General features: G+C 55.5%; 29 protein-coding genes. 16 read left to right on the top strand and 13 right to left on the bottom strand.

Annotated elements, in window-relative coordinates:
* Positions 1 to 86: 86 nt before the first annotated feature.
* From cgtA to rplU, 3 genes are all read right to left on the bottom strand, one after another.
* Positions 87 to 1,289, bottom strand: coding sequence for an Obg family GTPase CgtA (gene cgtA, locus K6123_RS17600; protein ID WP_221800142.1), 1,203 nt, complete (start codon positions 1,287 to 1,289; stop codon positions 87 to 89).
* A gap of 104 nt (positions 1,290 to 1,393) precedes the next feature.
* Complete coding sequence (gene rpmA, locus K6123_RS17595) at positions 1,394 to 1,651, bottom strand: 50S ribosomal protein L27 (RefSeq protein WP_221800140.1); 258 nt, start codon at positions 1,649 to 1,651, stop codon at positions 1,394 to 1,396.
* 87 nt (positions 1,652 to 1,738) lie between these two features.
* Positions 1,739 to 2,050: a 50S ribosomal protein L21 gene (gene rplU, locus K6123_RS17590; RefSeq protein ID WP_221800138.1), complete on the bottom strand. Its 312-nt coding sequence runs from the start codon at positions 2,048 to 2,050 to the stop codon at positions 1,739 to 1,741.
* Positions 2,051 to 2,317: 267 nt separating this feature from the next.
* Here rplU and K6123_RS17585 point away from each other — a divergent pair, with 267 nt between their 5' ends.
* From K6123_RS17585 to K6123_RS17570, 4 genes are all read left to right on the top strand, one after another.
* Entirely contained in the window at positions 2,318 to 3,328 is a 1,011-nt protein-coding gene (locus tag K6123_RS17585; RefSeq protein ID WP_425517713.1) for a polyprenyl synthetase family protein, read from the top strand.
* 37 nt (positions 3,329 to 3,365) lie between these two features.
* Positions 3,366 to 5,150, top strand: a complete 1,785-nt coding sequence (gene dsbD, locus K6123_RS17580; RefSeq protein ID WP_221800136.1) for a protein-disulfide reductase DsbD — start codon at positions 3,366 to 3,368, stop codon at positions 5,148 to 5,150.
* Positions 5,151 to 5,212: 62 nt separating this feature from the next.
* Positions 5,213 to 5,653 carry a thioredoxin TrxC gene (gene trxC / locus K6123_RS17575; RefSeq protein ID WP_221800134.1) on the top strand — a complete coding sequence of 147 codons (441 nt, stop codon included), beginning with the start codon at positions 5,213 to 5,215 and terminating at the stop codon, positions 5,651 to 5,653.
* Between the two features lie 106 nt (positions 5,654 to 5,759).
* Positions 5,760 to 6,008, top strand: coding sequence for an HP1242/YdcH family protein (locus tag K6123_RS17570; RefSeq protein ID WP_221800132.1), 249 nt, complete (start codon positions 5,760 to 5,762; stop codon positions 6,006 to 6,008).
* A gap of 98 nt (positions 6,009 to 6,106) precedes the next feature.
* Here the strand turns inward: K6123_RS17570 and lipA are convergent, their stop codons facing one another.
* The 4 genes from lipA to K6123_RS17550 form a co-directional block, all read right to left on the bottom strand.
* Positions 6,107 to 7,090, bottom strand: coding sequence for a lipoyl synthase (lipA, locus tag K6123_RS17565; RefSeq protein WP_221800130.1), 984 nt, complete (start codon positions 7,088 to 7,090; stop codon positions 6,107 to 6,109).
* A gap of 71 nt (positions 7,091 to 7,161) precedes the next feature.
* Positions 7,162 to 7,794: a lipoyl(octanoyl) transferase LipB gene (gene lipB, locus K6123_RS17560; RefSeq protein WP_221800127.1), complete on the bottom strand. Its 633-nt coding sequence runs from the start codon at positions 7,792 to 7,794 to the stop codon at positions 7,162 to 7,164.
* Positions 7,794 to 8,096, bottom strand: a complete 303-nt coding sequence (locus K6123_RS17555) for a YbeD family protein (RefSeq protein ID WP_221800125.1) — start codon at positions 8,094 to 8,096, stop codon at positions 7,794 to 7,796. Before K6123_RS17555 ends, lipB begins: the two co-directional genes overlap by 1 nt.
* Positions 8,097 to 8,100: 4 nt before the next feature.
* The gene (locus K6123_RS17550; RefSeq protein ID WP_221800123.1) at positions 8,101 to 9,240 is read right to left on the bottom strand and encodes a D-alanyl-D-alanine carboxypeptidase family protein; all 1,140 of its coding nucleotides are present in this window, start codon (positions 9,238 to 9,240) and stop codon (positions 8,101 to 8,103) included.
* A 274-nt stretch (positions 9,241 to 9,514) separates the two neighbouring features.
* Between K6123_RS17550 and K6123_RS17545 the strand changes: the two genes are divergently transcribed.
* Together K6123_RS17545 and K6123_RS17540 are read left to right on the top strand one after the other, a co-directional pair.
* Positions 9,515 to 11,059 carry an alkaline phosphatase gene (locus K6123_RS17545; RefSeq protein ID WP_221800121.1) on the top strand — a complete coding sequence of 515 codons (1,545 nt, stop codon included), beginning with the start codon at positions 9,515 to 9,517 and terminating at the stop codon, positions 11,057 to 11,059.
* 1 nt (position 11,060) lies between these two features.
* Positions 11,061 to 12,575 (top strand): alkaline phosphatase, encoded by a 1,515-nt coding sequence (locus tag K6123_RS17540; protein ID WP_221800119.1) that lies wholly within the window; start codon positions 11,061 to 11,063, stop codon positions 12,573 to 12,575.
* Positions 12,576 to 12,671: 96 nt separating this feature from the next.
* Here the strand turns inward: K6123_RS17540 and K6123_RS17535 are convergent, their stop codons facing one another.
* Entirely contained in the window at positions 12,672 to 13,493 is an 822-nt protein-coding gene (locus K6123_RS17535; protein ID WP_221800117.1) for a hypothetical protein, read from the bottom strand.
* A gap of 28 nt (positions 13,494 to 13,521) precedes the next feature.
* Here K6123_RS17535 and K6123_RS17530 point away from each other — a divergent pair, with 28 nt between their 5' ends.
* A complete protein-coding gene (locus K6123_RS17530; RefSeq protein WP_221800115.1) occupies positions 13,522 to 13,803 on the top strand; it encodes a hypothetical protein in 282 nt (93 codons plus the stop codon).
* Positions 13,804 to 13,812: 9 nt separating this feature from the next.
* Here the strand turns inward: K6123_RS17530 and K6123_RS17525 are convergent, their stop codons facing one another.
* Both K6123_RS17525 and K6123_RS17520 read right to left on the bottom strand, forming a co-directional pair.
* Positions 13,813 to 14,277: a YchJ family protein gene (locus K6123_RS17525; protein ID WP_221800113.1), complete on the bottom strand. Its 465-nt coding sequence runs from the start codon at positions 14,275 to 14,277 to the stop codon at positions 13,813 to 13,815.
* The gene (locus tag K6123_RS17520) at positions 14,274 to 15,296 is read right to left on the bottom strand and encodes a DUF3549 family protein (RefSeq protein WP_221800111.1); all 1,023 of its coding nucleotides are present in this window, start codon (positions 15,294 to 15,296) and stop codon (positions 14,274 to 14,276) included. Before K6123_RS17520 ends, K6123_RS17525 begins: the two co-directional genes overlap by 4 nt.
* A gap of 187 nt (positions 15,297 to 15,483) precedes the next feature.
* Between K6123_RS17520 and K6123_RS17515 the strand changes: the two genes are divergently transcribed.
* Positions 15,484 to 15,738 carry a hypothetical protein gene (locus tag K6123_RS17515; RefSeq protein WP_221800109.1) on the top strand — a complete coding sequence of 85 codons (255 nt, stop codon included), beginning with the start codon at positions 15,484 to 15,486 and terminating at the stop codon, positions 15,736 to 15,738.
* 12 nt (positions 15,739 to 15,750) lie between these two features.
* Here K6123_RS17515 and K6123_RS17510 read toward each other — a convergent pair whose 3' ends face one another.
* Together K6123_RS17510 and K6123_RS17505 are read right to left on the bottom strand one after the other, a co-directional pair.
* Entirely contained in the window at positions 15,751 to 16,731 is a 981-nt protein-coding gene (locus tag K6123_RS17510) for a GGDEF domain-containing protein (RefSeq protein ID WP_221800107.1), read from the bottom strand.
* Positions 16,715 to 17,647, bottom strand: a complete 933-nt coding sequence (locus K6123_RS17505; RefSeq protein ID WP_221800105.1) for an MFS transporter — start codon at positions 17,645 to 17,647, stop codon at positions 16,715 to 16,717. Before K6123_RS17505 ends, K6123_RS17510 begins: the two co-directional genes overlap by 17 nt.
* 260 nt (positions 17,648 to 17,907) lie before the next feature.
* Here K6123_RS17505 and K6123_RS17500 point away from each other — a divergent pair, with 260 nt between their 5' ends.
* From K6123_RS17500 to K6123_RS23415, 8 genes are read left to right on the top strand one after another with little or no spacing between them, the layout of a single operon-like run.
* Complete coding sequence (locus tag K6123_RS17500) at positions 17,908 to 19,164, top strand: glutamate-5-semialdehyde dehydrogenase (RefSeq protein ID WP_221800103.1); 1,257 nt, start codon at positions 17,908 to 17,910, stop codon at positions 19,162 to 19,164.
* Positions 19,164 to 19,814: a nicotinate-nucleotide adenylyltransferase gene (gene nadD / locus K6123_RS17495; protein ID WP_221800101.1), complete on the top strand. Its 651-nt coding sequence runs from the start codon at positions 19,164 to 19,166 to the stop codon at positions 19,812 to 19,814. The genes K6123_RS17500 and nadD overlap by 1 nt, the downstream gene beginning before the upstream one ends.
* Before the next feature lie 7 nt (positions 19,815 to 19,821).
* Positions 19,822 to 20,175: a ribosome silencing factor gene (rsfS, locus tag K6123_RS17490; protein ID WP_221800099.1), complete on the top strand. Its 354-nt coding sequence runs from the start codon at positions 19,822 to 19,824 to the stop codon at positions 20,173 to 20,175.
* Positions 20,172 to 20,639: a 23S rRNA (pseudouridine(1915)-N(3))-methyltransferase RlmH gene (gene rlmH, locus K6123_RS17485; RefSeq protein ID WP_221800097.1), complete on the top strand. Its 468-nt coding sequence runs from the start codon at positions 20,172 to 20,174 to the stop codon at positions 20,637 to 20,639. Before rsfS ends, rlmH begins: the two co-directional genes overlap by 4 nt.
* A 7-nt stretch (positions 20,640 to 20,646) precedes the next feature.
* Positions 20,647 to 22,503: a penicillin-binding protein 2 gene (mrdA, locus tag K6123_RS17480; protein ID WP_221800096.1), complete on the top strand. Its 1,857-nt coding sequence runs from the start codon at positions 20,647 to 20,649 to the stop codon at positions 22,501 to 22,503.
* On the top strand, positions 22,500 to 23,645 hold the full coding sequence (gene rodA / locus K6123_RS17475) for a rod shape-determining protein RodA (protein WP_221800094.1): 1,146 nt from the start codon (positions 22,500 to 22,502) through the stop codon (positions 23,643 to 23,645). Before mrdA ends, rodA begins: the two co-directional genes overlap by 4 nt.
* A 10-nt stretch (positions 23,646 to 23,655) precedes the next feature.
* Entirely contained in the window at positions 23,656 to 24,633 is a 978-nt protein-coding gene (gene mltB, locus K6123_RS17470) for a lytic murein transglycosylase B (RefSeq protein ID WP_221800092.1), read from the top strand.
* Positions 24,630 to 25,415, top strand: coding sequence for a septal ring lytic transglycosylase RlpA family protein (locus tag K6123_RS23415; protein WP_343224012.1), 786 nt, complete (start codon positions 24,630 to 24,632; stop codon positions 25,413 to 25,415). Before mltB ends, K6123_RS23415 begins: the two co-directional genes overlap by 4 nt.
* A gap of 122 nt (positions 25,416 to 25,537) precedes the next feature.
* Here K6123_RS23415 and ccoM read toward each other — a convergent pair whose 3' ends face one another.
* Positions 25,538 to 25,657 (bottom strand): cytochrome c oxidase subunit CcoM, encoded by a 120-nt coding sequence (gene ccoM, locus K6123_RS23410; protein ID WP_281423951.1) that lies wholly within the window; start codon positions 25,655 to 25,657, stop codon positions 25,538 to 25,540.
* Positions 25,658 to 25,691: the final 34 nt, after the last annotated feature.

The raw sequence follows: 25,691 nt of genomic DNA, 5'->3' as shown, positions 1-25,691 counted from the left end.
ATCCCAAAGAGCCTTACAACTGGCTGTTTAAAACAGAACACGCCGGGATATACCCGGCGCTTGATTTCTAACGGAAGTTAGTGAAACTACTCTCGTAAGTAGATAACTTCAACACCATGGTCGTCGTCATCGTCGTCGTCAAACTCAGCACGACGAGCGGCAGCGCGCTCGGCACGACGGATTTGTTCCAGCTCTTCGATTTTCTCGCGAGCTTCTTCTTCAACCCGTTCGCGCTCATCCACCAACTGCTGGGCGAAGTCTTCATCTTCCAGAGCCCGACGGCGACGTGCTTCGATATATTCCATGATGTCGCAGCTGAGCTTGAAGGTACCTTCGCGGTTCAACGCCGACACCCGATACACCGGACCTTCCCAGCCCAGCTTTTCGATAATCGCCTCACAGGCCGCTTCACGCTCGTCTTCAGGCAACAGATCCAGCTTGTTCAACACCAACCAGCGATCACGCTCAGCCAGACCCGGCGAGAATTGCTCCAGCTCGTCGGCAATGGCAGTCACACAATCAGCTGGATCCGCGTCATCCAGCGGAGCCATATCAACCACGTGCAGCAACAGGTGAGTTCGCACCAGGTGCTTGAGGAAACGCACCCCCAGACCAGCGCCTTCAGATGCCCCCGGAATCAGCCCCGGAATATCAGCCACCACAAACGACCGATGCTGTTCAATCGACACCACACCCAGATTTGGCACCAGGGTAGTGAACGGATAGTCAGCCACTTTTGGCTTGGCTGCGGATACCGCCCGGATAAAAGTCGACTTACCGGCGTTCGGCAACCCCAGCAAACCGACATCAGCCAGTACTTTCAGTTCCAGCTTTAGGTTACGGGATTCGCCCATCTGACCTGGCTTGGTCTGACGTGGCGCCTGATTGGTACTGGACTTATAACGGGTGTTACCCAGACCATGGAAGCCACCGCGTGCCACCATCAGGCTTTGACCAACTTCCGTCAGGTCACCCAATGTTTCACCGGTATCTTCATCCAGTACCGTGGTGCCAACCGGCACAACCAGAACCGTGTCAGCACCCTTGGAACCGGTACAGTCACGACTGGAGCCGTTCTGGCCATTTTCGGCGCGATAACGACGGGTGTAACGGTAGTCGATCAGCGTGTTGATGTTCTCGTCGGTTTGAACATAAACCGAACCACCATCACCACCATCACCACCATCCGGACCACCTTTCGGGATGAACTTTTCGCGACGAAAGCTACAACAGCCATTGCCGCCTTTTCCCGCTTCAACAGAGATTCGTGCTTCGTCAACGAACTTCATTTATAACCCCTGAAAACAAACAAAAACGCCCCAACTGCGAGCAGCCAGGGCGCTTTGTCGTTATTTTTTGAAATAACGGCGTCTACTGACTGAAAAAAGTCAGCTTACGCAGGAATAACGCTAACGGTCTTACGGTTGTTAGGACCTTTAACCTCAAACTTCACAACACCTTCAACGGTGGCGAACAGAGTGTGGTCACGACCAACGCGTACGTTCTGACCAGCGTGAGTAGCAGTACCACGCTGACGAATGATGATAGCGCCTGCTTTAGCAACCTGGCCGCCGTACAGCTTGACGCCAAGGCGTTTGCTTTCGGAATCACGACCGTTACGAGTAGAACCTACCGCTTTTTTGTGTGCCATGGGAATAGCTCCTCTTCAAAGGGTTCTGGCCGCCCCGGGGCGTTTTAAAAACCGGATCCCTTGTAGATTAATCTTTAAAGAATTGAATTAGCCAGCGATGCTGGTGATCTTCAGTTCAGTGAACCACTGACGGTGACCCATCTGCTTCATGTGGTGCTTACGACGCTTGAACTTCATAATCTTCACTTTCTTGTGACGACCGTGAGCAACAACTTCTGCAGTCACTTTAGCGCCTTCAACAACCGGAGTACCGATTTTAACGTCGTCGCCATTGCCGATCAGCAGAACTTTTTCCAGTTCAACGGCTTCACCAGTTGCCTTCTCCAGTTTTTCAACTTTCAGAGTCTGGCCTTCTTCTACACGGTATTGCTTACCGCCAGTTACCACTACTGCGTACATAGTATTCTCCGCATGTTCGAATTACCGGGGGACGATTTCAACCCCGATCAGTTCCGAAAAGGCTGCTTTGTTGACAGAGAATGCTTCTGGTAACGACCTGCTTCTACTGGGAACACTCTGGTTACCATATGACAGGGAGCACAAATTCGGGGCGCGAGACTATACCCCAGCAGATCGCGACTTGCAACACAGTATAACAGCCTTGTTCCTTGACAGTTATGCCCCCTCTCCCTAGCATTTGCGGCATCTTCCGGGGGAATGACAAGAATGCCTGCACAGACCAATACAGCTGACAATCTGACACCATCCATGACACTCAAGGATGTCCTGCAAGGTGTCGCCAGCGACTTTCAGGCTGTCGACCAGCTGATCAACGAACAGCTGGCTTCACGCGTGCCTCTGGTTGAAAAAATTGCCGACTACATCGTTAACAGCGGTGGCAAGCGTATTCGACCCCTGCTGGTGCTGTTGGCCTCAAAAGCACTGGGCGAGTGCGGCGACGGCGCCGTCAAGCTGGCCGCAATTATTGAATTCCTGCACACCGCCACCCTGCTGCACGATGATGTCGTCGATACCTCCGACATGCGCCGTGGCAAACCCACCTCCAACGCCAAATGGGGTAATGCGCCGTCAGTATTGGTCGGCGACTTCCTTTACAGCCGTTCGTTCCAGATGCTGGTAGAGCTCGGCAACCTGGAAGTCATGCACATTTTGTCCGGCACCACCTGTGTGATTGCCGAAGGCGAAGTATTGCAGCTGACCAACGTCAAAAACCCCAACATTACCGAAGAACAATATTTCGACGTCATCAAGGGCAAAACTGCCCAGCTGTTTGAAGCCTCCACTCACGGGGCTGCTTCATTGCAGGACGCTCCAGCGGATATCAAGGAAGCCCTGCGCATTTACGGTCGTGAACTGGGTCTGGCCTTCCAGCTGATCGATGACGTGCTTGATTATGAAGGCGACGCCGCCGAACTGGGCAAGAACATTGGTGACGACCTCGCCGAAGGCAAACCAACCCTGCCACTGATTCACGCCATGGCCAATGCCGATGAAGAAGGCCGCAAACTGGTGCGTCAGGCCATCCGCAAGGGCGGCCTCGACATCATGGACGAAGTGATGGCCGTGGTTCGCTCAACCGGCTCGATGGAATACACCCGCCAACGGGCCAATGACTGTGTCAAGCTGGCCGAGCAGCAGCTGGAACTTCTGCCCGACTCCGACGCCAAAGAAGCCCTGCGCGCACTGGCTCGCATTGCCGTAAGCCGCACCAACTAAATCGCCGATTAACGAAAGCCTGATTAGAGGTACCTTGATGCGTCTCTGGATTCACTGGTTGTTTGCATGGACGCTGTTAATCGGCTTCGCCTCCGCCAACGCAGGCCTGTTCGACAAGGAACCCGAGTTCCTGCCGGTTGAACAGGCCTTCCCACTCGATACCACGATCGACGGCGGCCTGCTGGTCGCTAACTGGCAAAGCGCACCCGGTTATTACCTCTATCAGCACCGCATCTTCCTCAAACAAAATGACCAGCAGATCAACCCGGTCAATTATTCGATTGAAGGCAAAGCCAAGTTTGATGAAGCCTTTGGCGATATCATCGCCTATTACGGCCCACTGGAAGTGCTATTTCCACTGGAGCAACTGCAACCCGGCCCGGTGGTACTGAACTATCAAGGCTGTGCCGACGCCGGACTCTGTTACCCGCCACAAAGGGTCACGCTGGAAATCAGCCAGGCTGATATTGATGCTGCACAAAAAAATGCCGCAGCGGCTGCAACCCGGCAGCCAACCTCAACCACACCCATCGAAGCAATCAGCCCAGCACCTGCAGCGACCAGCGACTGGTTCTCCGGCTCACTGCTTTCAACCGTCGGGCTGTTTTTTCTGCTCGGACTTGGACTGACCTTCACCCCCTGCGTATTGCCGATGATTCCTATCATGACCTCGGTGGTAATGGGCCAGAACCGCCAGATCAGCACCAGTCGCGGCTTCCTGCTGTCGACCACCTACGTGCTCGGTATGGCCATCACCTACGCTGCCGCAGGTGTCTTGATGGGACTGCTCGGTGCCGGCGCCAACATCCAGGCCTGGATGCAAACCCCCTGGGTGCTGATCCTGTTTGCGATTTTCTTTATTGCCATGGCACTGGCCATGTTTGGCCTCTACGAGCTGCAACTGCCCGCCGCACTGCGTAACCGCCTCAATAGCATCAGCCAGAAACAGAGCGGCGGACATATCGTCAGCGTGTTTGTGATTGGCGTGTTGTCTGCGCTGGTCGTTTCACCTTGCGTATCCGCCCCGCTGGCTGGCGCACTGGTTTATCTCAGCACCACCGGCGACGTATTGATGGGCGGTGCCGCCTTGTTGGCACTCGGTTTAGGCATGGGCACTCCGCTGATTATCCTCGGCACCACTGGTGGTTCAGTATTACCAAAGGCCGGCGCCTGGATGGAACAAGCGAAGGTATTTTTTGGCGTGATGCTACTGGCCGTCGCCATCTGGTTGATCAACCGTATTATTCCGGCGCCCGCTAGCCTCGCCCTATGGGGCGCTCTGGCACTGATTTACGGCGTCGTATTGGGAGCCCTGAATTCAGCAACACCCCGTTTGCTACGCGGCATCGCTCTGTTGTTGCTGATCTACGGCACAGCGGCTGTCTGGGGAGCACTGCAGGGTAACGGCGATCCACTGCAGCCACTCGCCAATAACTGGACCGGCGACCAGACCAGCCTCGACAACACACACGCAGCGCCATTTTCCAAAACCACTTCCGTCGCTGAGATCCAGCAAATCATCAGCACCAGCAGCCAGCCGGTCATGCTGGATTTCTATGCTGACTGGTGCATCAGCTGCAAGGTCATGGACGAGGAAATATTTTCCAACAGCGATGTTCAGCAGCAACTGAAGAACGTCCGCTGGCTGCAACTGGATTTGACAGCCAACACCGAAGAACACGTCCGCTTTTTGCAAAGCCACGCGGTATTCGGCCCTCCAACCGTGCTGTTTTTTGAGCAGGGCAAGGAAATAAGCCAATTACGTATTGCCGGGGAAATAGACCGAGATGAGTTCCTGCTGCTAACCCAGCCATTGCAATAGCTTGAAATTACCCGATACGCCCCAACTATATGCTCCAGAAGCCATATTCTGGAGCAACCACCATGCACTACACCTGCCCATCCTGCGGAGCCATTAACCGCATCCCTACAGACAAGCAACAACTGTCCGGCCAATGCGGCAAATGCAAGCAGGCGCTGTTCAACGGCAAGCCGGTTGACCTGAGCGACAGCGACTTCCAGCGTTTTATCGACAAGAACGATTTGCCCGTACTGGTCGACTACTGGGCCGAATGGTGCGGTCCCTGCAAAATGATGGCGCCGATTTTCAAGGAAGTCTGTGGCGAGCTGCAGCACCAGCTACGCTTCGCCAAGGTTGATACCGAACGCGCACAAATGACCAGCCAGCGTTATGGCATTCGCAGCATCCCGACTCTGATTCTGTTTCATCAAGGCAAGGAAGTTGATCGCCTCGCCGGAGCTTTACCTGCCCCACAACTGAAACAATGGATCGCCCAGGCGATGAACAAGGCTATGACAAAATAAGCCGGTCTGTCGTCAATGCTATCCAGGGCCAATCAAAACTGATCTGAATCAAACGACACTGCTATGGTCAGAGCTAGTCTGAGGGTGAATCAACAGGAGGCGCTTAATGAGCATTGAACCGCACGATCTGCATCATGATTTTCCAGAATTCAATGACCAAATCAGTGAACTGAAAGTGAATGATCGTCACTTTGCCAAACTGATGGAGGAGTACAACCTGATTGATAAGGAAGTTCATCTGATCGAAGAGCAAAAACAAGCCGGCTCGGACGAAGTTCTTGAACAGCTGAAGCTGAATCGGATCAGCCTGAAAGACCAGCTCTACTGCATGCTGAAAACAGCAGCCAACGCCTGACTTTCAAGCAGGCAATAAAAAACGGGCTAATGCCCGTTTTTTATTGGTCGACGTTTAACTCGACGACTCTATATTCAGCAACATCATTAACCGAACAATCAGTTCTTGTTGTGACCTTGCCAAACACCCGTCACTTCTTCACCGGCTGCCTGGGCATCCGCGTGGTAGGAAGAACGAACCATAGGACCACTGGTCACACGACTGAAGCCCATTTCCCTGGCAATATCACCCAGCTCCTTGAACTCTTCCGGTGTCACAAAACGATCTACCGGCAGGTGATCACGGCTTGGCTGCAGGTACTGACCCAGCGTAATGTGATCGATGTTATGAGCACGCATGTCCTTCATCACTTCAATCACTTCTTCGTTGGTTTCACCCAGACCCAGCATCAGGCCAGACTTGGTAACCACATCCGGGCGACGGGCCTTGTACTGCTTCAGCAACTCCAGAGACCATTCGTAGTCAGAGCCCGGGCGGCTTTTCTTGTACAGGCTTGGCACGGTTTCCAGGTTGTGGTTGAAAACGTCCGGTGGCGTTTGCTCAAGAACATCCAGTGCAATCTCCATCCGACCCCGGAAATCCGGCACCAGTACTTCAATCTGGATTTTCGGACTGTGCTCGCGAGTTTTGGCAATACAGTCAGCAAAGTGCTGGGCACCACCGTCACGCAGGTCATCGCGATCCACCGAAGTAATAACCACGTACTTCAGACCCATGTCGGCAATCGCCACGGCGAGGTTTTCCGGTTCATCTTGATCCAGCGGATTTGGACGGCCGTGGCCAACGTCACAGAACGGACAACGACGGGTACAAATGTCACCCATGATCATAAAGGTCGCGGTACCACCACCAAAACACTCACCCAGATTAGGGCAGCTGGCTTCTTCACAAACGGTATGCAGCTTGTGTTTGCGCAGCTTTTCCTTGATCTCGGCGATCTTTGGCGTGGCAGGAATACGAACACGAATCCAGTCTGGCTTGCGTGGCATTTCTTCGGTTGGGATCACCTTGATCGGGATACGGGCAACCTTGTCAGCACCACGGAGTTTCTGCCCTTGTACGGCTTTTACTTTTTCAGTCATGCATTACTCCAGCGTATCAGACTGAGGGATCACCCCAGCCTGACGAAAAAACCAGATAGTCGGGCGGCGGATTATGCGCAATGCTCGACCGAATCAAAACCCAGCTGACTGACCAACTGCTGTTCCAGTTGTTCAGCAACCTGTTCCAGTGTCACACCGGCCGCTTCATTGACAACCTGGGTCATCTGCAAACCCGCATAGCCGCAGGGGTTAATACGCAGAAACGGCTCCAGATCCATATCAATATTCAGCGCCAGGCCGTGGAAGGTGCGACCATTACGAATCCGCAGTCCCAATGAGGCAATCTTGCGGCCATCGACATAGACACCGGGTGCGTCCGGCTTTGCAGCCGAAACAATACCGAAGCTTGCCAGCGCCGCAATAATGGATTCTTCCATCGCAGTTACCAGCGCCCGCGGTCCCATCCCCAGTCGTTTGATATCCAGCAACAGGTACACCACCAGCTGACCTGGGCCATGATAGGTCACCTGACCACCCCGATCGGTCTGCACCACCGGAATATCGCCAGGCATCAGCACATGCTCAGCCTTGCCCGCCTGTCCCTGGGTAAACACTCTGGGGTGCTGCAGCAACCAGATTTCGTCACTGTCAGAATCGGTACGGGACTGGGTAAATTCAACCATACGGTTGTAGGTTGGCAGGTAGTCTACCTGCCCGAGATATCGAACCTTGAGGCTGGCCATCAAATAACCATATGCACCAGCTGGTGAGCAGTAAGGTCCTTGTGCAAGGCCTGCAGTTGATCCACACCCGTCGCCGTGATGTAGACCGTCATTGAGCGAAAGTTGCCCTTGGAGCTGTCGCGCATCATCACCCGGGCGTAGTCGAACCCCGGTGCATGCACTTCAAAGATGGACAACATCACTTCACGGAAGTCTTCGGTTCCCTTGCCAACCACCTTGACCGGATAGTTGGCACACGGAAATTCGATTTTCGGTGCTTCCTGCTCTGTAACCTGTTTCCCATCTGCACCAATCAGCGCCATTCATTTACCCCAACAAACGTACAAAGAACAACTGGATCTGCCCCATCAGGCGTCCAAAGAAACCGGATTCCTCGACCGAGTTGATAGCCACCAGCGGCCGCTCAGCGATCAGTTCACCGTCTTTTTTCACAGTCAATTTACCGATCTGCTGACCGGCAGCAATCGGTGCTTCCAGATATTCGCTGGTGACCAGCTCAACATCCAGATCCCCTTCGGTACCGCGTGGCACCGTCAGGTACAAATCTTTTTGCAGGCCCAGTTGCACCTGATCCTGCTGACCCAGCCAGACCTTGCGCTGCTCCAGCGACTTGTTGGCTTCGTACAGCTTGTGGGTCTTGAAGTAGCGGAAGCCATAGGCCAGCAACTTCTGGGTTTCCTGGGCGCGGGCATCATCACTGCGAGTCCCCATTACCACCGCAATCAGACGCATGTCATCACGTACCGCGGAGGCTGCCAGACAATAACCGGCTGAATCTGTGTGACCGGTTTTCAGACCATCAACGGTTGGATCGCGCCACAACAGCTTGTTGCGGTTTGGCTGGCGGATATCGTTGTATTCGTAATACTTCTCAGAATACAGCTCATAATAGTCCGGATGGTCATTGATAATGTGCAGCGCCAGCTTGGAAATATCGCGTGCTGATGAATGATGACCTTCCGCCGGCCAGCCGGTGGCATTCATAAAATGGGTATTCGACATGCCCATTTCAAGCGCGTACTGGTTCATCCAGCCAGCAAAGGCATCTTCGGAACCAGCGAAATATTCCGCCACCGCCACCGAGGCATCGTTACCGGACTGCACAATAATACCGCGCAGCAAGTCGATCAGCGGAACTTCCGTGCCTTCCCGCACAAACATCTTGGAGCCGGCCATCCGCCAGGCCTTGACACTGATCGGCACCAGCGTGCTGTCCTTGACGTTACCCTTTTCCAGCTCATGCGCAGCAATATAGCTAGTCATCATTTTGGTCAGACTGGCAGGCGGCAGACTCTCATCAGCATTGTGTTCAACCAGCACATCGCCACTTTCGGCATCGACCAAAATATAGGCCCTGGCATCCAGATCCGGAGCGCTGGGAACAATCACAGCTGCCGAAGAAAAGGCAGCCCCAAAAACAAAGAACAAACTTGCAAATAAACGCATCGCTTCAACGTGTCACTGGTTGGAATGTGAAAGCCGCGCATTGTATCACGACTATGAAATTTTGCAGCGAATGGCCCGGCGAACCGTCAGGCTTGTCATACCAATGCCACTCATGCAGCTTTACCATCGGTTTACAGACAGCTGTTTGAGCCAGATTGACCCTTTTTATGACAGTCCCATTTCAGCTCGACTGGAGACCGCCAAACCGAACCAATAGACTGGCGCCGCTGTAAAACAACCTTCCCCCTGAACCTGAAATCGACGAGAAGTTCCCATGCAACGCCTTGTCTTGAAGAGCCTTGGTGCTCTGGCCATGACCGCCAACCTGATCAGCCCGGCTGCGTTTGCTGCCGATGAACCCGACTATCAACAAGGCCAGGCCTGGCTTGCCCATCAGCTGAACAGCCAGTTGCCAGGCCAGCAAGCCCGCAACCTGATTCTGTTCCTCGGTGATGGCATGAGTGTGACAACCCTCACCGCCGCACGCATTCTGGATGGCCAGCAACAAGGCAAGACCGGCGAAGAAAACTTCCTCTCGTTCGAACGCTTTCCCTATTCAGCGCTGGTGAAAACCTACAATACCAACCAGCAAACGCCAGACTCTGCAGGCACCATGAGCGCCATTATGACCGGCGTCAAAACCCGCGCAGGCATGATTGCAGTGGCGCCAGAACAACTGCGAGCCACCTGCCAGGGCAGTGACAAACAGGCGCTGACAACCTTGCTTGAATACGCCAGTCAACAAGGTATGGCGACCGGCGTGGTGACGACCGCTCGTATTACCCACGCGACGCCAGCCGCAACCTACGCCCACACCTCTGAACGCGACTGGGAAGCCAACAGCGATCTTTCCGAAGAAGCCGTCAACAATGGCTGTCACGACATCGCCCGGCAATTGATTGAAGAAGGTTTTGGTAACGGCCTCGACGTTGCCATGGGGGGCGGCCGCCGCAATTTCCAGCTCGAACAGCAAGGCGGCAATCGCACCGACACGGATCTGGTCGCAGATTTCGAAAAACGTTACCCCCAGGGCCAATATCTGGCGAGCCGAAATGACCTGCTGGGCATGAATGCCAACACGCCGATTCTCGGCCTGTTTGCCCGTAGCCACATGGCCTATGCCCATGACCGCGACGACAGCCAGCCATCCCTGACCGAAATGACCTTTGCCGCGATCCAGGTGTTACAGCAGCAGACTCGTGGGCAAGACAAGGGTTACGTGTTGGTTGTTGAAGGCGCTCGTATCGACCACGCCAACCACGCTGGCAACGCCTATCGAGCACTGACGGATACTATCGAAATGGCTCACGCGGCAGAATTTGCCGACCGCCTGACCGATGATTCCGATACCCTGATCGTCGTCACCGCCGACCACAGCCACACACTGTCCATGGCCGGTTATCCGGGTCGCGGCAACAGCATTCTCGGACTGGTCAGCAACGCCGGCAAACTCAGCCGCTCAACCGACGGCGCACCCTACACCACACTGGGTTACGCCAATGGCCTCGGAGGCAATGCCGTCGACCCAACCAGCAGCGATGACGCCGCCCGCAAACCGGGCCGGATTCCGTGGGATGACGAAGTCGATTGTGGCCACCCGGATTTCCATCAAGCAGCTCTGGGGCTGCGCAGCAGCGAAACCCATGGCAGTGACGACGTCGCACTACACGCCAAAGGCCCCGGCAGCCAGTGGTTCCGTGGTTTGCTGGAACAGCACAGCATTTTCCACCTGACCAGCCGGGCACTACAGCTCAGCACCCGATCACCTGAGAATCCACCAGCCACCATCCTGGCAACGACCAACGGAGAGGCCCTGTAACATGTCATTCGTACAAAAAACCGGCCTGTCCCTGGCTATCGCCACCGCGACGGCAGTGCTGCTGTCAGGCTGTGCTACTACTGGCCCATCCGAGACTTTGTTGAGCTCAGGTCTGACGGCCGTTAGCAGCCCACAATCAGCCACCCAGTGGTATCAACTGGGCGCCAGTGAAGCCGATCAGCGCCAACAGCAAACAGCCACCACCGGCAAAGCCAAAAACGTGATTCTGGTGATTGGCGATGGCATGGGCATCACCTCCCTTACCTCTGGTCGAATTTTCAGTGGCCAGCAACTGGGGCTGAAGGGGGAAGAGTTCCACCTCAGTTTTGAAAGTCTGCCGTATTCGGCACTGGTGAAAACCTACAACACCGATCAGCAAACACCGGATTCCGCAGGCACCATGAGCGCCATAATGACGGGTACCAAAACCCGTGCCGGCGTGATTGCAGTCAGCCCACAGGCTGAACGCGCCAACTGTGGCAGCAGCAAGGGCACCGAACTGACCAGCCTGATTGAGTTTGCTCACCAACAAGGCAAGGCGACCGGCGTGGTCACCACCACTCGCATCACCCACGCCACACCGGCAGCAACCTACGCCCATGGTCCGGAACGGAATTGGGAAGCCGATAGCCAGCTGCCTGAAGAAGCAAAGGCTAACGGCTGTACAGACATTGCCAGCCAGCTGGTTACAAGCGATCTTGATGTTGCCTTTGGCGGCGGTCTGAAAGCCTTCACACCGGCAGCCACAGGCGGATATCGCGCCGATGATCAGGACCTCACTGCCAACTGGCTGGCACGCCCTGGTCATCATTTTGTCAGCGATGCCCAACAGCTGCAGCAGGCGAATATGAAAAACGGCCAATGGCTGGGACTGTTCTCAGGTTCTCATCTGCCCTACGTTGACGAACGCGATGACAAGATTCCCGGCCTGCTGACCATGACCCAGGCCGCTGTCGAACGCCTGTCACAGGACAGCGATGGCTACGCACTGGTGATCGAAGCCGGACGTATCGATCATGCTCACCACGCGGGCAATGGCTATCGGGCGTTAAAGGAAACCGAAGAACTGCATCAGACGCTGGACTGGCTGATCAACCAGGTCGACCTCAGCAACACCTTGCTGCTGGTCACCGCTGACCACAGCCATACCTTGACGCTGGCGGGCTACCCAACCCGTGGCAATCCCATCAATGGCGTGGTGAAAGGTAATGATGATCGTGGCTTGCCGAAAACCACCCCGGAATTACTGGAAGACGGCCAAAGCTACACCTCAATGAACTATCGCAACGGCCCGGGTGCCGTCAGCATGCCACGTCCGGGTGTCGATGAAGCTACCGCGCTGCAGCCGGACTACCAGCAACAGGCGCTGATTCCACTGGAGTCCGAAACCCACGGTGGTGAAGACGTTGCCATCTATGGTGCCGGGCCTTATGCCCATTTGCTCGGCGGCACCATGGAGCAACACTGGATTTACCACTTGATGCGCTATGCCATCACCGGCAAGCAGGAAATCTGATTTTAACTGTTCGGGGTTGGCGGAATAGCTTGCCGTTGCGACAACCCCAAGCCCCACACCTGTCCCATCCCCAGTGGGACAGGTGTTCCAGCCAACCTATTCAGGCAGTAGCGAATAATCCCGCGCAGGATGCAGACTGATACGACTCTCTCCCGGCGTGCCTTCCCGGTAACTGTGACGCAACCGAAAAGCGCCATCCAGCCGTCGCACACACAGCGTCAGTCGCACCATCAGCCAACGGTAATCAGGCCGACTCTGGCCATAAACAATCACCGAAGCCCCCTGTTCAATAATGGCCTCACAAACCGGTTCTAACGACTGCTCGATATTTTTGTCGCGTTTTTTCAGCGCCTGCTCATCCAGCGGAAATTCGGCCAATGCCGGAGAGTTGTCAGCGATGGAAGAACGAAATTCGCGGTGAATGGCATCGTCCAGCAACACCGCATCCGTGGTTACCAGTTTGCCAATCGGCACAGTGGCGGCAGCAGCCTGCTGGTTCCAGAACTGCTGTAATTCGAACGCTTGTTGGACATCGGCCAGCCCCGGTGCCAGGGGTGTTATCCACCATAATTGCTGCAACGCCAGCAAGGCCGCTTCGCGCTCACCCTGCTGGATATACTGATCGGCCTGCTGCATGCGGCTTTCAGCCCATTGATAAGCCAACGGCAAGATGCGCCAGTCATCCGGCCACTGTTGCAGATAGAACTGAATCGCAAACATGGCATTTGGCAGCTGTGGCGGTGATAATGCGCCGCGCTCAAGTAATTGCTGAATCGTATCCAGTTGCAAGGCTGCCATTTCCTGCTCGTGGGACTCTGGCTCCGCCGCCTGCAACAACAACGACCAGCCGAGCAGAACTACTACCAGCAGCAGTCGGACTACTTGCTCAAGCAGCCGTAATCCAGACCACCATTGCAACGCTGCATTTACACAGGAGGCTGGCCAAATGGTTATGCGTATTGGATCAATTGCGTTTGTATTGCCCGTCATACTACTGCTGATTGTCTACAGTCTTGATCTTTCCCATATCACCGAATGCGACCAGCAAGGGCTGACCTATTCGATTGAAACCGGTGCCTGTGAAGCGGGTAAGGTTGAGCTGATCAGTTATTACGCCCGTCACCCCCTGCTGGTCAACCTGTCGATGCTGGTTGCTACCATAGGTGCTCTGGCTATGACCTGGGGCATGATTCTGAAAGGCATCACCCGACCAACGGAAGAACGCTGAGCCAGCGTTCTAACATCCGTCAGCTACAGCATTTTTGAATTTTTTGCCAGACCCGCACGGGCAATTGTCGTTACGCCCGGGTTGCAACGTCTGCCATTGCGCTTCGCCGTCCAGGTAACGCCAGTGGCCATCCAGCTTGATGAAGCGGGAGGTTTCAGCCAGCTGGTGAAAACGACCATCGGCACTGAAACAGGCTCGAAAACTGACACTGCCCTGATCACCATCGGCGCTGCTGTTTTCGACCTCCAGCCTTAACCAGCGTGTACCCGGGTTGCAGTAGGGCCCTTCTGGACGGGTGTCCGGGTGCCAGCTTTGCGCCAGATAATCTTCCAGCCCCAGCACAAACGCAGCATAACGCGAACGCATCAACGCCTCTGGCGAAGAGGCCAGCGCTCCCTGATGGAGCGGCTGGCAGCAATCCTGATAGGCTTTGCCAGATCCGCACGGGCAGGCCTGGGCAGCATTCACGGTCATGATGGTCGTCCTCGTACCATTCCCAGCATACGGGTAATCGCCTGATCCAGTTTGGGACTGTGCTGCCCGGCGGCAAAACAGTCGAGCATGCGCTGGCGCATGCCGGGCAAGGTCATCAGGTCGGCAACCAGCGCATTAAAGACATTCTCGCCACCCTGGTTATTGGCCAGCACTTCGAGGAAATCCCGTAATAGATCACCAGCCAAATCCGCCCAGCAACGACTGCTGAGAGCGGCCAACAGTTCTACCTGAACAGCCGCCGGATGACGCAGAATCGCTGCCAGCAACAACTGCCGCTGTTGCAGGTTTTCGCTGTGCGACAGCGCACGGGCAAAGGCTGCCAGCACATTAGCAGTCGCCCCCTGTTCAATCACTGCCGCCAGGCGATCATTCAGTGCACTGGTCAGCTGCTGATCTGGTGCGATGTTTTCCATAAAGCCCAACAGCACGTTAAGCGGCACCTCCGGCAAATACGGCATGGCGCGGGCCAGTAACTGCTGGTTGTTGTCCTGATTGATGTTGGCAACCACTTCCGCCAACCCCTGCAACCCCAGCTGTTGCCAGTTATCCCAGCCCATGTCGCCGGCCAGATAGCCCCGGGTAGTGACATAGAAACGGCTGTTATCAGCCCCCAGCTGACGCGCTGCCAAAGCATGGAAATACGCCATCCGATTGGCATCGGGCTTGAAACTGAACGGCGCTTCGCCTTCGGCAGAATCCTGTCCAGAGGCAGCCAAACGGCGGCCAATGTAATTCACAAAACCATCACGCGCCTGCACATCCAGCAGATTCTGCTCGTCTAACGGCAGCTTCAGAAACCAGATGGCATGATCACCGGGCTTGTCCGGATGCCAGCTCAGCAGACCGAGCCAGGCATGTTTGAGATAGGGGGATGGATAGGCGAAAGACTGCTGCTCAATGTCTTCGAACAGTCGGGTTTCGAGCGGCTGAATACGGCGGCCCATATCGAATACGCACAAGTTGGCGCCACGCTGGCGCACCAGTTCAGAAATCGTCACATCTAGCCCCTGTCTTGAAATCCGCCGCAGTGTAACAGATTCAGACAGTGAATATTTCAGCCCGGCCCGGTGTGATCCGCTATGATGTTGCCCAGCCTCATACCAACCCGCGTCCCGGATTCCGCTTTGCTGTTAGTGGTGTTTTTTATAAACGGGTTGGTCGATACATCATCGCAGGAGAAAAAATATGCTGATCACCTTGATTGCACTGATCGCCGGAATATTGCTGGGCGGGTCCGCCACCGGATTATGGCTGGAACGCCGCTGGCGTCAGCAAGTACTGGAAGCCGAAAAAAGCCTCAATGAAATTGCCGAGCAGCATCACAACGAACATCAGCAAAATCAGCAACTGCTGCAGAAAAATGCTGATTTGACCTACCAGCTCAACGAAGCCCGCAAGACCGTCAACTATCTGGAAAGCCGCTACCAGTCACCAGACTGATAACGGCCAGCATCAGAACGCCAGCGACTGCAGTGACGCCCGTTTCTGTTTTGCCATACGGGTGATCAAACGGCGCTGCAGATTGTAGGCGGATTCCGCCGGGTTACTGGTGACCGTGGTGGTCATCACCGACAGTTCGCCAAGGTCCTGCCAGCCCAGATGCAACAAATGACGGCGAATACGCTCCATCAAGACGATGGAGCCATCTTCCGGACAGCCTGGCAACATCAACACAAACAGGTCATCTCGGAGCCGGAACACTTCGTCGCCTGCCCGCACCTCTTCACGAATGGCCGCCACAAAACGCGGCAACGCCTGCACCAGGGCATGGGCATCGCCCTGCTCTTTCAACTGGGCAAAATCATCAATCTGAAAACCAATCAGCGACAATGGTTTGCCAACATGGTTACTGCGGCACAGCTCACGCTCCAATACCGTTTCCAGCTGATGACCGTTGTAGGCGGTTGACTCCCAGTCCCGTAACGCCACCACCGTGGTAATCACGTCCCGCTGGCGGGTCATCACGGTATAACAGGCCACCGACCCGGTGATCATCACGTATTGCAGCAAACAACGCAGTGCCATATCCATCGGCCAGACCACCAGCCCCGCCAGCAAAAGCATGCACCCCAGCGCCAGTGCCAACGCATGGGCAATTTTTTCACGCAGGCAGAAATATCCCAACAAGGGAGGCACCAGCAAACTGTGGAGCGTCAGGGCTGGCAGGGTTTCCATCGACATCAATCCCGGCAGCGCCATGACCAGCAAGGCTGGCAACACCACCGGATCCTGATGGGCTTTGGAACGCCGGATCCACACCAGCGCCGCTGCCAGCAGCAATACGCCGACTACGGTCATTTGCCACAGCACGCGGTCGTAATAACCAAGCCAGAAATGTTCCAGCGTCAGCCAGGCCGTCGCCAGCGCCGCGAACAACAATAGCATCGCCCGCAACCAGGGCTTGCGGGCATGGCGCTCAGCTACGGAAATCATGTAAAGCCCCTTCAATTCGATCCATCAGGCTTTCCAGATCATCATCTGCCTGGTAATGCAGTGCCACGATAGGAATCTCTTCATCCTTTTCCAGTTGCTGATGCAGTCGTTGTTCCAGCGCCAGCATATCGGCACCCTTGCCATGTGGCATCATGACCAGGAAATCATTGGAGTCGAGTTTATAGATGGTGTGAAACGGCAGAATCGAGGCTTTCAGAATGATCGCCAGATTTTCCAGTCGGGCCAGATACTGGTCGCGTCGCAGTTGTTGCCAACGTTGCGGAATCACCACGACGGCCAGTAACAGCCGACTGGCCTGACGATCGGTACGGCGGATTTCCTTGGCCAGATCAATGGCCAGCTGCTGACCCGTGTAGGTACCGGTTTGCGGATCACTGCCCAGCTGCTCCTGCAGATAGGAATCACCACGGTCATTCACCCAGCCCAGACAAAGCGCCGTCATCGCCGTCAGCAAATAGGTAACCAGCAGTTGACCACGTAGCCCCAGATCGCCAGCCAATAATATCCCGGCAAATACCACCGAAAAAATCAGCGTGATCCTGGCGGCCTGCTGCCAGCTGAAAGCGAATACCAGATAGAAAGGCAACCAATAAGCGGCATGGGCACTGACCGGCGGAATCAAGGCATCCGTCAGTGCCCAGCTGATCAATACCACCACCACCGCCCGTTCAGTCCAGCGGGTTTCGAACGGTCGATCGCGCCACAGCAAATAAATGCCATAAACGCCCATGATCAAAGCCAGGACCGCAGCCCCCAGCGACTTGCCAGACTGCGAATCGATCCAGTCAACCAGTGCCAACAGGCCGAGCGACAACGCCATTACCAGGCTGTAACCGGCGACCAGTCGCAAGCCCTGATGGCGCAAAAAATAAGGATTGTTCTTGCCGGTGAGCATTCACCCTGATTCCTTGTCTGTCCTGCCGCTGACCACAGTGGCAGAGTCTGTTGCGAATGCTGCGCAGAATAACGCGGTTCGGACTATCAAAGTAGTTGCAAATCATTCGTCAGCGATAACGTCAGCCCGCATGAATCAGCCATCGGGTTAGCGGCATCTGCTACCTGATTGATGCATCCGGTTGCACACTATGCATATTATTTGCACTCCCCCGTGTATACTAGCCGACTTTATTCGAGTTCGACCGATCAGGTACCAAGATGGATGTAAGCCAATACATGCTGGAGCTGGGCCAGCAGGCGCGTGATGCCGCCGCTGCCATTGCCCGGGCTTCCACCAATGACAAAAACCGCGCCCTGCTGGCGATTGCCGAAACCATTCAGGCACGCCGTGCTGAATTGCGCCAGGCCAACGCCGAGGATATGGAAAACGGCCGTGCCAAAGGCCTTGATGCCGCGCTGCTGGACCGCCTGGAACTGACCGACGCCCGTATCGATACCATGATTGAAGGGCTGCAACAGGTTGCAGCACTGCCAGACCCGATTGGTGAAATCACCGACATGAAATACCGCCCGAGCGGTATCCAGATTGGCAAGATGCGCGTGCCACTGGGTGTTATCGGCATCATTTATGAAAGCCGCCCCAATGTTACGATCGAAGCCGCCAGCCTGTGCCTGAAGTCCGGCAACTCCACCATTCTGCGTGGGGGTTCTGAATCCATTGCCAGCAACCGCATGCTCGCCAGCTGTATTCGCGCTGGCCTGGCTGCCGCCCGCCTGCCGGAAAACGCCGTGCAGGTCGTGGAAACGACCGATCGTGCCGCCGTTGGCAAACTGATCACCATGCCGGAATACGTCGATGTGATTGTACCGCGCGGTGGCAAGAGCCTGATTGAGCGCATCAGCAACGAAGCACGAGTGCCGGTCATCAAGCACCTGGACGGTATTTGTCACGTTTATATTGATGAATTTGCCGACAAGACCAAGGCCACCAATATTGCCATTAATGCCAAGACCCACCGTTACGGCACCTGCAATACCATGGAGACCCTGCTGGTTAACCGCAATGTCGCGGCTGACATGCTGCCAGAACTGGCTGACGCCTACATCGCCCTGGGCGTTGAACTGCGTGGCTGTGAAGCGTCACGGGCACTGGTCCCGGCCATGTTGGCAGCCACTGCTGAAGACTGGGACACGGAATACCTGGCACCGATTCTGGCGGTTAAAATCGTCGATTCCATCGACGAAGCGATTGTCCATATCAACCGCCACGGCTCCCATCACACCGACAGCATTGTGACCGAAAACTACACCCTCGCCCGCCGCTTCCTCACCGAAGTAGACTCGGCATCGGTGATGATCAATGCCTCAACCCGTTTTGCCGACGGCTTTGAGTACGGCCTGGGGGCAGAAATTGGTATTTCGACCGACAAGATCCACGCTCGTGGCCCGGTTGGCCTGGAAGGTCTGACTTCACAGAAATACGTCGTCTTCGGTAACGGAGAAGTACGTAAATAATGACTCCGCAGGCTGAGCAGATCCGCGGCCATTGGGCCATTCTTGGCGGAACCTTTGACCCGGTCCATATCGGCCACTTGCGAATTGCCCTGCAACTGCGTGACGCCGGTTTCGAGCGCGTGCTGATGATGCCTAACCGCATTCCTCCGCACCGCCCGGCGCCACAGGCCACCACCGAACAGCGGCTGGCGATGCTGCAACGTGCCACCGCCGGACTCGATGGCATCGAAGTCAGTGACATCGAACTGCAGCGGCCGGAGTGCAGCTACAGCGCCATCACGCTGGAAGTGCTGCAGCAGGAACATCCTGGTATTCACTTTACCTGGGTACTGGGAACTGATGCCTGGTTCAGCTTCGACCGCTGGCATCGCTGCGATGACATTCTGGCGCTGGCCAATTTGCTGGTCATCAGCCGTCCTGGCGATCGCCAGCCGCAGGCTCCCTGGCAGTATCAGCAGTGGCTGGCACGCCAGAGTTCACTGGAAGAACTGCTACACTCTCCAGCAGGCAGAATCTGCCAACACACCTTGCCTGGTCTGGATATATCAGCAACAGGCTTGCGTCGGGCAATCGCGAAAGGCGAGAATATCCGGTTCCTGACGCCAGACTCCGTGCTGGACTACCTCACTCAACAACAACTTTACCGATAATCAACGAATGCAAACCGAACAAATCAAAGATCTGGTCATCGACGCACTGGATGATATGAAGGCCAAGGACATCACCGTACTGGACGTTCGCGGCCGTACCTCAGTCACCGACTGGATGATCATCGCCACTGGTACTTCAAACCGTCACGTCAATGCTGTTGCCGGTAATGTTGAAGAAAAAGCCAAACAGGCCGGCATGCGTCCAAACGGCACTGAAGGCCGTGCTGCCGCAGACTGGGTACTGGTTGACCTGGTCGACGTCGTCGTCCATGTGATGACCGACCAGGCTCGCCAATTCTACGACCTTGAGCGCCTGTGGGGCGAACCGGGACAAGCTGCCGCCAGCAGCAAATCTGAATGAAAATTCGCCTGCTTGCGGTAGGCCAGAAAATGCCGGCCTGGGTAACCACCGGCTATCAGGAATATGCCAAACGCCTGCCAGCAGACTGTACCCTCGAATTGGTTGAAATAGCACCGGGTCACCGCAGTAAAAGCAGCAGCAAGGAAAAGGCCATGCAGCAAGAAGCGGAAGCCTTGCAAAAAGCCTTGCGACCGCAGGAACTTCTGCTGGCCCTTGATGTTAAAGGTAAGCCCTGGTCAACCGAGCAACTGGCGGAAGAATTGACCCAGTGGCGCATGGACGGCCACGACGTGGCGCTGATTATCGGCGGCCCGGACGGTATCCATCCGCAATTGCTGCAGCAGGCCCGCAAACGCTGGTCCTTATCCAACCTGACCCTGCCACACCCGCTGGTTCGTGTTGTGGTCGCAGAACAGATTTACCGGGCCTGGACCCTGATCCAGGGCCACCCTTACCACAAATGAGGCTTGCATGTGGGAGCACTCCTTCCGCGACAAATCGGCTGAACTGAGGCTGTTTCGCTCCCGCGCCATTCTGATGGGCCTGGTTATCCTGCTGATGCTGGGTGGACTGGTCTGGCGTATGGCCCATTTGCAGATCACCCTGTACGACAAATACCAGAACCTGTCGGAAAATAACCGCATCAAGATTCAGCCGCTGCCGCCCAAGCGCGGACTGATCTACGATCGCAATGGTGAACTGCTGGCCGAAAACATTCCCACCTACAGCCTGGTGGTAGTGCCGGAAAAAGTAGCCGATATGGATGCCACGCTGGCATTTCTCAACGACATGATTGGCATCAGCGAACGCGACCGCGAACAATTTGACCGCCGGCTGGAATTACGTCGACGGCCGTTCGACCCGGTGGTCGTGCGTCACCAGCTGACCGAAGACGAAATTGCCAAGGTCATGGTGAACCGCGTTTATCTGCCCGGCGTTGATGTCGAGGCCCAGCTGGTACGTCACTATCCGCAAGGGGAAACCTTTGCTCACGTGCTCGGCTATGTCGGCCGTATCAACCAGAGCGAACAGAACCAGATTGATGCTGACAGCGAAACCCAGCGACGCTATTCCGCGACTCGTTACATCGGCAAGCAGGGTGTTGAAAAGCACTACGAAAGCGATCTGCACGGCGAACCCGGCTATCAGAAAGTCGAAACCAACGCCCGCGGCCGTATCCTGCGGGTGCTGGAACAGGTTGATCCTTCTCCCGGTGAAGATCTGGTGTTACATCTGGACGCCCGCATGCAACGGCTGGCACAGCAGGAGTTTACCGGCCGCCGAGGTGCCGCAGTGGCGATTGAAGTGGAAACCGGTGGCATTCTGACCATGTACAGTAACCCCGGCTTTGACCCCAACCTGTTTGTGACCGGCATTTCCCACACCGACTACAACACCCTGCGTGACAGCCCTGACCTGCCACTGTTCGACCGTGCCATTCGAGGCCGCTATCCACCGGCCTCGACACTCAAGCCTTTTATTGGCCTTGGCGTCGCCGATATGGGAGTAACTACCTGGTCTCGCACCATCAACGACTATGGTACCTTCCAGCTTGATAACAGCGAACGCATTTACCGTGACTGGAAACGTGGTGGCCATGGCAAGGTCGACCTGGAACGGGCAATTGTTGAATCCTGTGACGTCTACTTCTACGACGTTGCGGTCAAGGCCGGCATCGACAAACTGGAACCCTTCCTCGACGAATTCGGTTTTGGCAAGCGTACGGCACTGGACGTGGATAATGCCTACACCGGTTTGCTGCCAGGCCGGGACTGGAAACACGCCACCCGCCGCTCTCACTGGTATGCCGGTGATACCGTCAACCTTGGGATCGGCCAGGGCTATATGCTGGCAACTCCATTACAAATGGCCACCGCCACGGCAGTACTGGCCCATAAAGGCAAGTGGGTAGCGCCGCGTCTGATGGCGTCTCACAGTGGCCAGAAAACCATTGATGAAAGCACTACACCGCCGGATCTGGTGCTGAACGACCCGTCCAACTGGGACAAGATGTTCCAAGCCATGTACAAGGTTGTCTCCAGCACGCACGGTACTGCGCGCGCTTTACAGCGCAATCTGCAATTCCCGATTGCCGGTAAGACCGGTACGGCCCAGGTGGTTGGGATCAAGCAAAACGAAGAGTACGACTCCGACGCCCTCAAGGAACGACTGCGCGACCACGCTCTGTTTATTGCGTTTGCCCCGGTCGATCATCCGCAGATCGCAGTTGCTGTGGTGGTCGAGAACGGCGAATCGGCCGGTCGCACCGCAGCGCCAATTGCACAGTCCCTGATTAATCTGTACCTCGGTGGAGGAGAAGGCGAGTGAAGGCCTCAGATTTTACCCGCACGCTGGATCACAGCGCCTCAGTCGCTGGTTTCAACCGTGGCCGCGCCCTCTTTGCCCGTTTCCACCTCGATCTGATTCTGTTCCTGCTGCTATTACTGCTGTGCGGTGCTGGTCTGCTGGTACTTTACAGTGGTAGTGGCAAGGACATGCATATGGTGATCCGCCAGGGTATCCATATGATTATCGGCACCATTGGCATGGTGATCGCTGCGCAGTTGCCGCCACGCTTTTATCAGCGCGTGGCGCCCTGGGCTTATATCGTTGCGGTTGCTGCCCTGGTTGCCGTACTGGTTGCCGGTGTTGGTGCCAAGGGTGCCCAGCGCTGGCTGGCGCTGCCCGGCCTGCCGCGTTTTCAGCCATCTGAAATGGTCAAACTGTTATTGCCTCTCACCGTCGCCTGGTACATGGCGAAACGCCCGGTGCCGCCACATCTGAGTGACCTGGCCAAGGCCGCTGTGATCATTTTTATCCCGACCATTCTGATCCTCAAACAGCCTGACCTGGGTACTTCCCTGCTGATTTCAGCATCAGGGATGCTGGTGCTGTTTTTTGCGGGCATGTCCTGGAAAATCATTGGATCAGTCATCGCCATGGTCGCAGCAGGCGCTCCCGCGATGTGGTTCTTTGTGATGCACGACTACCAGAAACAGCGGGTACTGACGTTCCTCAACCCGGAGAGTGATCCACTCGGTTCCGGTTGGAACATCATTCAATCGAAAACCGCGATTGGTTCTGGTGGTATTGAAGGCAAGGGCTATTTACTCGGAACCCAGTCACAGCTGGAGTTTTTACCGGAAAGCCATACCGATTTTATTGTTGCGGTGCTGGCCGAAGAACTCGGTCTGATCGGATTTTCACTACTACTGTTTCTCTACAGCTGCATCATCGTCCGCTGCCTGATTCTCAGTAGCCGTTGCGAAACCTTGTTCGGCCGTCTGGTGGCAGGTAGCCTGTCCGTCACCTTCTTCATCTATGTGTTTGTAAATATCGGCATGGTCAGCGGAATTCTGCCGGTTGTTGGTGTCCCATTACCATTGGTCAGCTATGGCGGTACGTCGGTTGTCAGTTTGCTTGCCGCGTTTGGTTTGATCATGTCGATGGCGACCCATAAAAAAAGCTAAAGGATCAGGTATGAAAAAAACAGGACAACATTTAGTGCTGGCAGGTATCGCATACAGTGTCATCCATGCAGCCAGCGCCAATGCCGGGTACGACACCCATCCAAAATTTGAGCAGTTCGCCAGCGAGCTGGAAAAGGAATATCAGGTACCTGTCGCTGAAGCCCGCGAATGGCTGGCGCAGGCCCAAAAAATGGATTCCGTGTTGGAAGCCATTGCCCGGCCAGCGGAAAAAACCCTTGAATGGGATCGTTATCAGGATATTTTCCTGACCAGCAAGCGTATCAGCCAGGGCAAGGAATTCATGCAAACCCACAAGGATTTGCTGGCTGCGGCAGAAGCCAAATATGGCGTTCCACCCGAAATCATCAGTGCCATTATTGGTGTCGAAACCTTTTATGGCCAGCGTCAGGGCAACTACCGGGTGCTGGATTCACTGGCGACCCTCGCCTTCGATTACCCGCAACGGCCGATTTTCTGGCGTGAGCTGAAAGCATTCTTTGCTGTTGCCGAACACGAAAAACTGGACCCGGCAACCATGAAAGGTTCCTATGCCGGCGCCATGGGTTACGGCCAGTTTATTCCAACCAGCTTCCTCGCCTACGCCGTCGATGGTGATGGCGATGGCAAACGCGATCTGTGGGGCAACCCTGCCGATGCGATTTTCAGTGTTGCAAACTATTTCAACCGTCATGGCTGGAAACCTGGTGAAGCAGTGACCCAGCGAGTTCACGTCAGCGGCACGGACTATGAAGCCGTCGCCAATGACAACCTCAAGCCCCAGTGGACCGTTGCCGAGCTACAGGCCAAGGGCGTCAAGCCAACCGAATCAGCCAAAGCCGATGCACCCGCCAGCCTGGTCAAACTGATTGGCAAAAACGGAGCAGAATACTGGCTCGGTGAGTACAACTATTACGTGATTACCCGTTACAACCACAGCCGGCTGTATGCCATGGCTGTCTATCAGCTGAGTGAGGCGCTGAAATCGTGAAACTCTGGTTATTGGCGGGGTTGGCACTGCTGCTCAGTGCCTGTAGTTCCCGCTACCAACACAGTCAGGACTTTTCCCCGCCAGTCCAGAATCCAGCAACAGTTGCCGAACCCACTCCCCGCCCGGAACCATTGAGCGTCACAGGTAACGGCCCGACCTACAAAGTTTATGGCAAACGCTACGAGGTACTGCAGAATCCGGTTGAATTCAGCCAGACCGGCACCGCCTCCTGGTATGGCATGAAGTTCCATGGCCACGCGACCGCCAGTGGCGAAGTCTACGACGTCTACCAATACACTGCCGCTCACAAGACCCTGCCACTGCCCAGCTATGTTAGAGTCACCCGCACCGACAATGGCAAAAGCGTCGTTGTGCGAGTGAACGACCGCGGGCCGTTTTATGAAGGCCGAATAATCGACCTTTCCTATATTGCAGCCGCCAAAATCGGCCTCGACCGTGATGGCACAGCACCGGTAAAAGTGGAGTTACTCACCCCACCGGCCAACCAGAAGGTGCGTTGGGTTCAAATCTCGGCGTTGTCGGATGGCCAGCGCGCAATCAAACAACAACAACAGCTGGAGCAGCAACTGGCGCCGGTAAAATGGCCGGTGGTGGTTCATCAGGATCAGCAGCAAGGCAAAACCCTGCACAAAGTACGTATTGGTCCGGTGCCGGAAGGCTCTGAGCTGGACAGCCTGCTGGCAAAACTGAAAACGCTGGATATCAACAACCCGATTGTGCTGGCCAGCCATCAGCTGGATGCATCAGTGGTTCACAAATAGAAGAGTCTGGAGTCTGGCAGGAAAGATTTGCTTGTCGCAGAAAGAAAAAAGGGGCCATGACCAGTTGGTCAGGCCCGAGGCAAGGGTACTCAGCGCAGAAAATCGGTCATGCAACCCGGCAATTATTCTCCAGTGCCGTGTTTGCTAATATCTTTACGAATGGCCACATAAACGCCGCCAAAGAAGGCACAGGTCAGGCCAACAATGATCAAGCCAGAAATTACGACTTCGTCCATAAACATAGTGGGATACCTCTCTGTGGTGCGGGGCTGTTGC

This window comes from Oceanobacter mangrovi, from assembly GCF_019740315.1.
GTDB classification, from domain to species: domain Bacteria; phylum Pseudomonadota; class Gammaproteobacteria; order Pseudomonadales; family Oceanobacteraceae; genus Oceanobacter; species Oceanobacter mangrovi.
The sequence above is the reverse complement of the archived record's forward strand: the minus strand, read 5'-3'. Positions and strand labels throughout refer to the sequence as shown.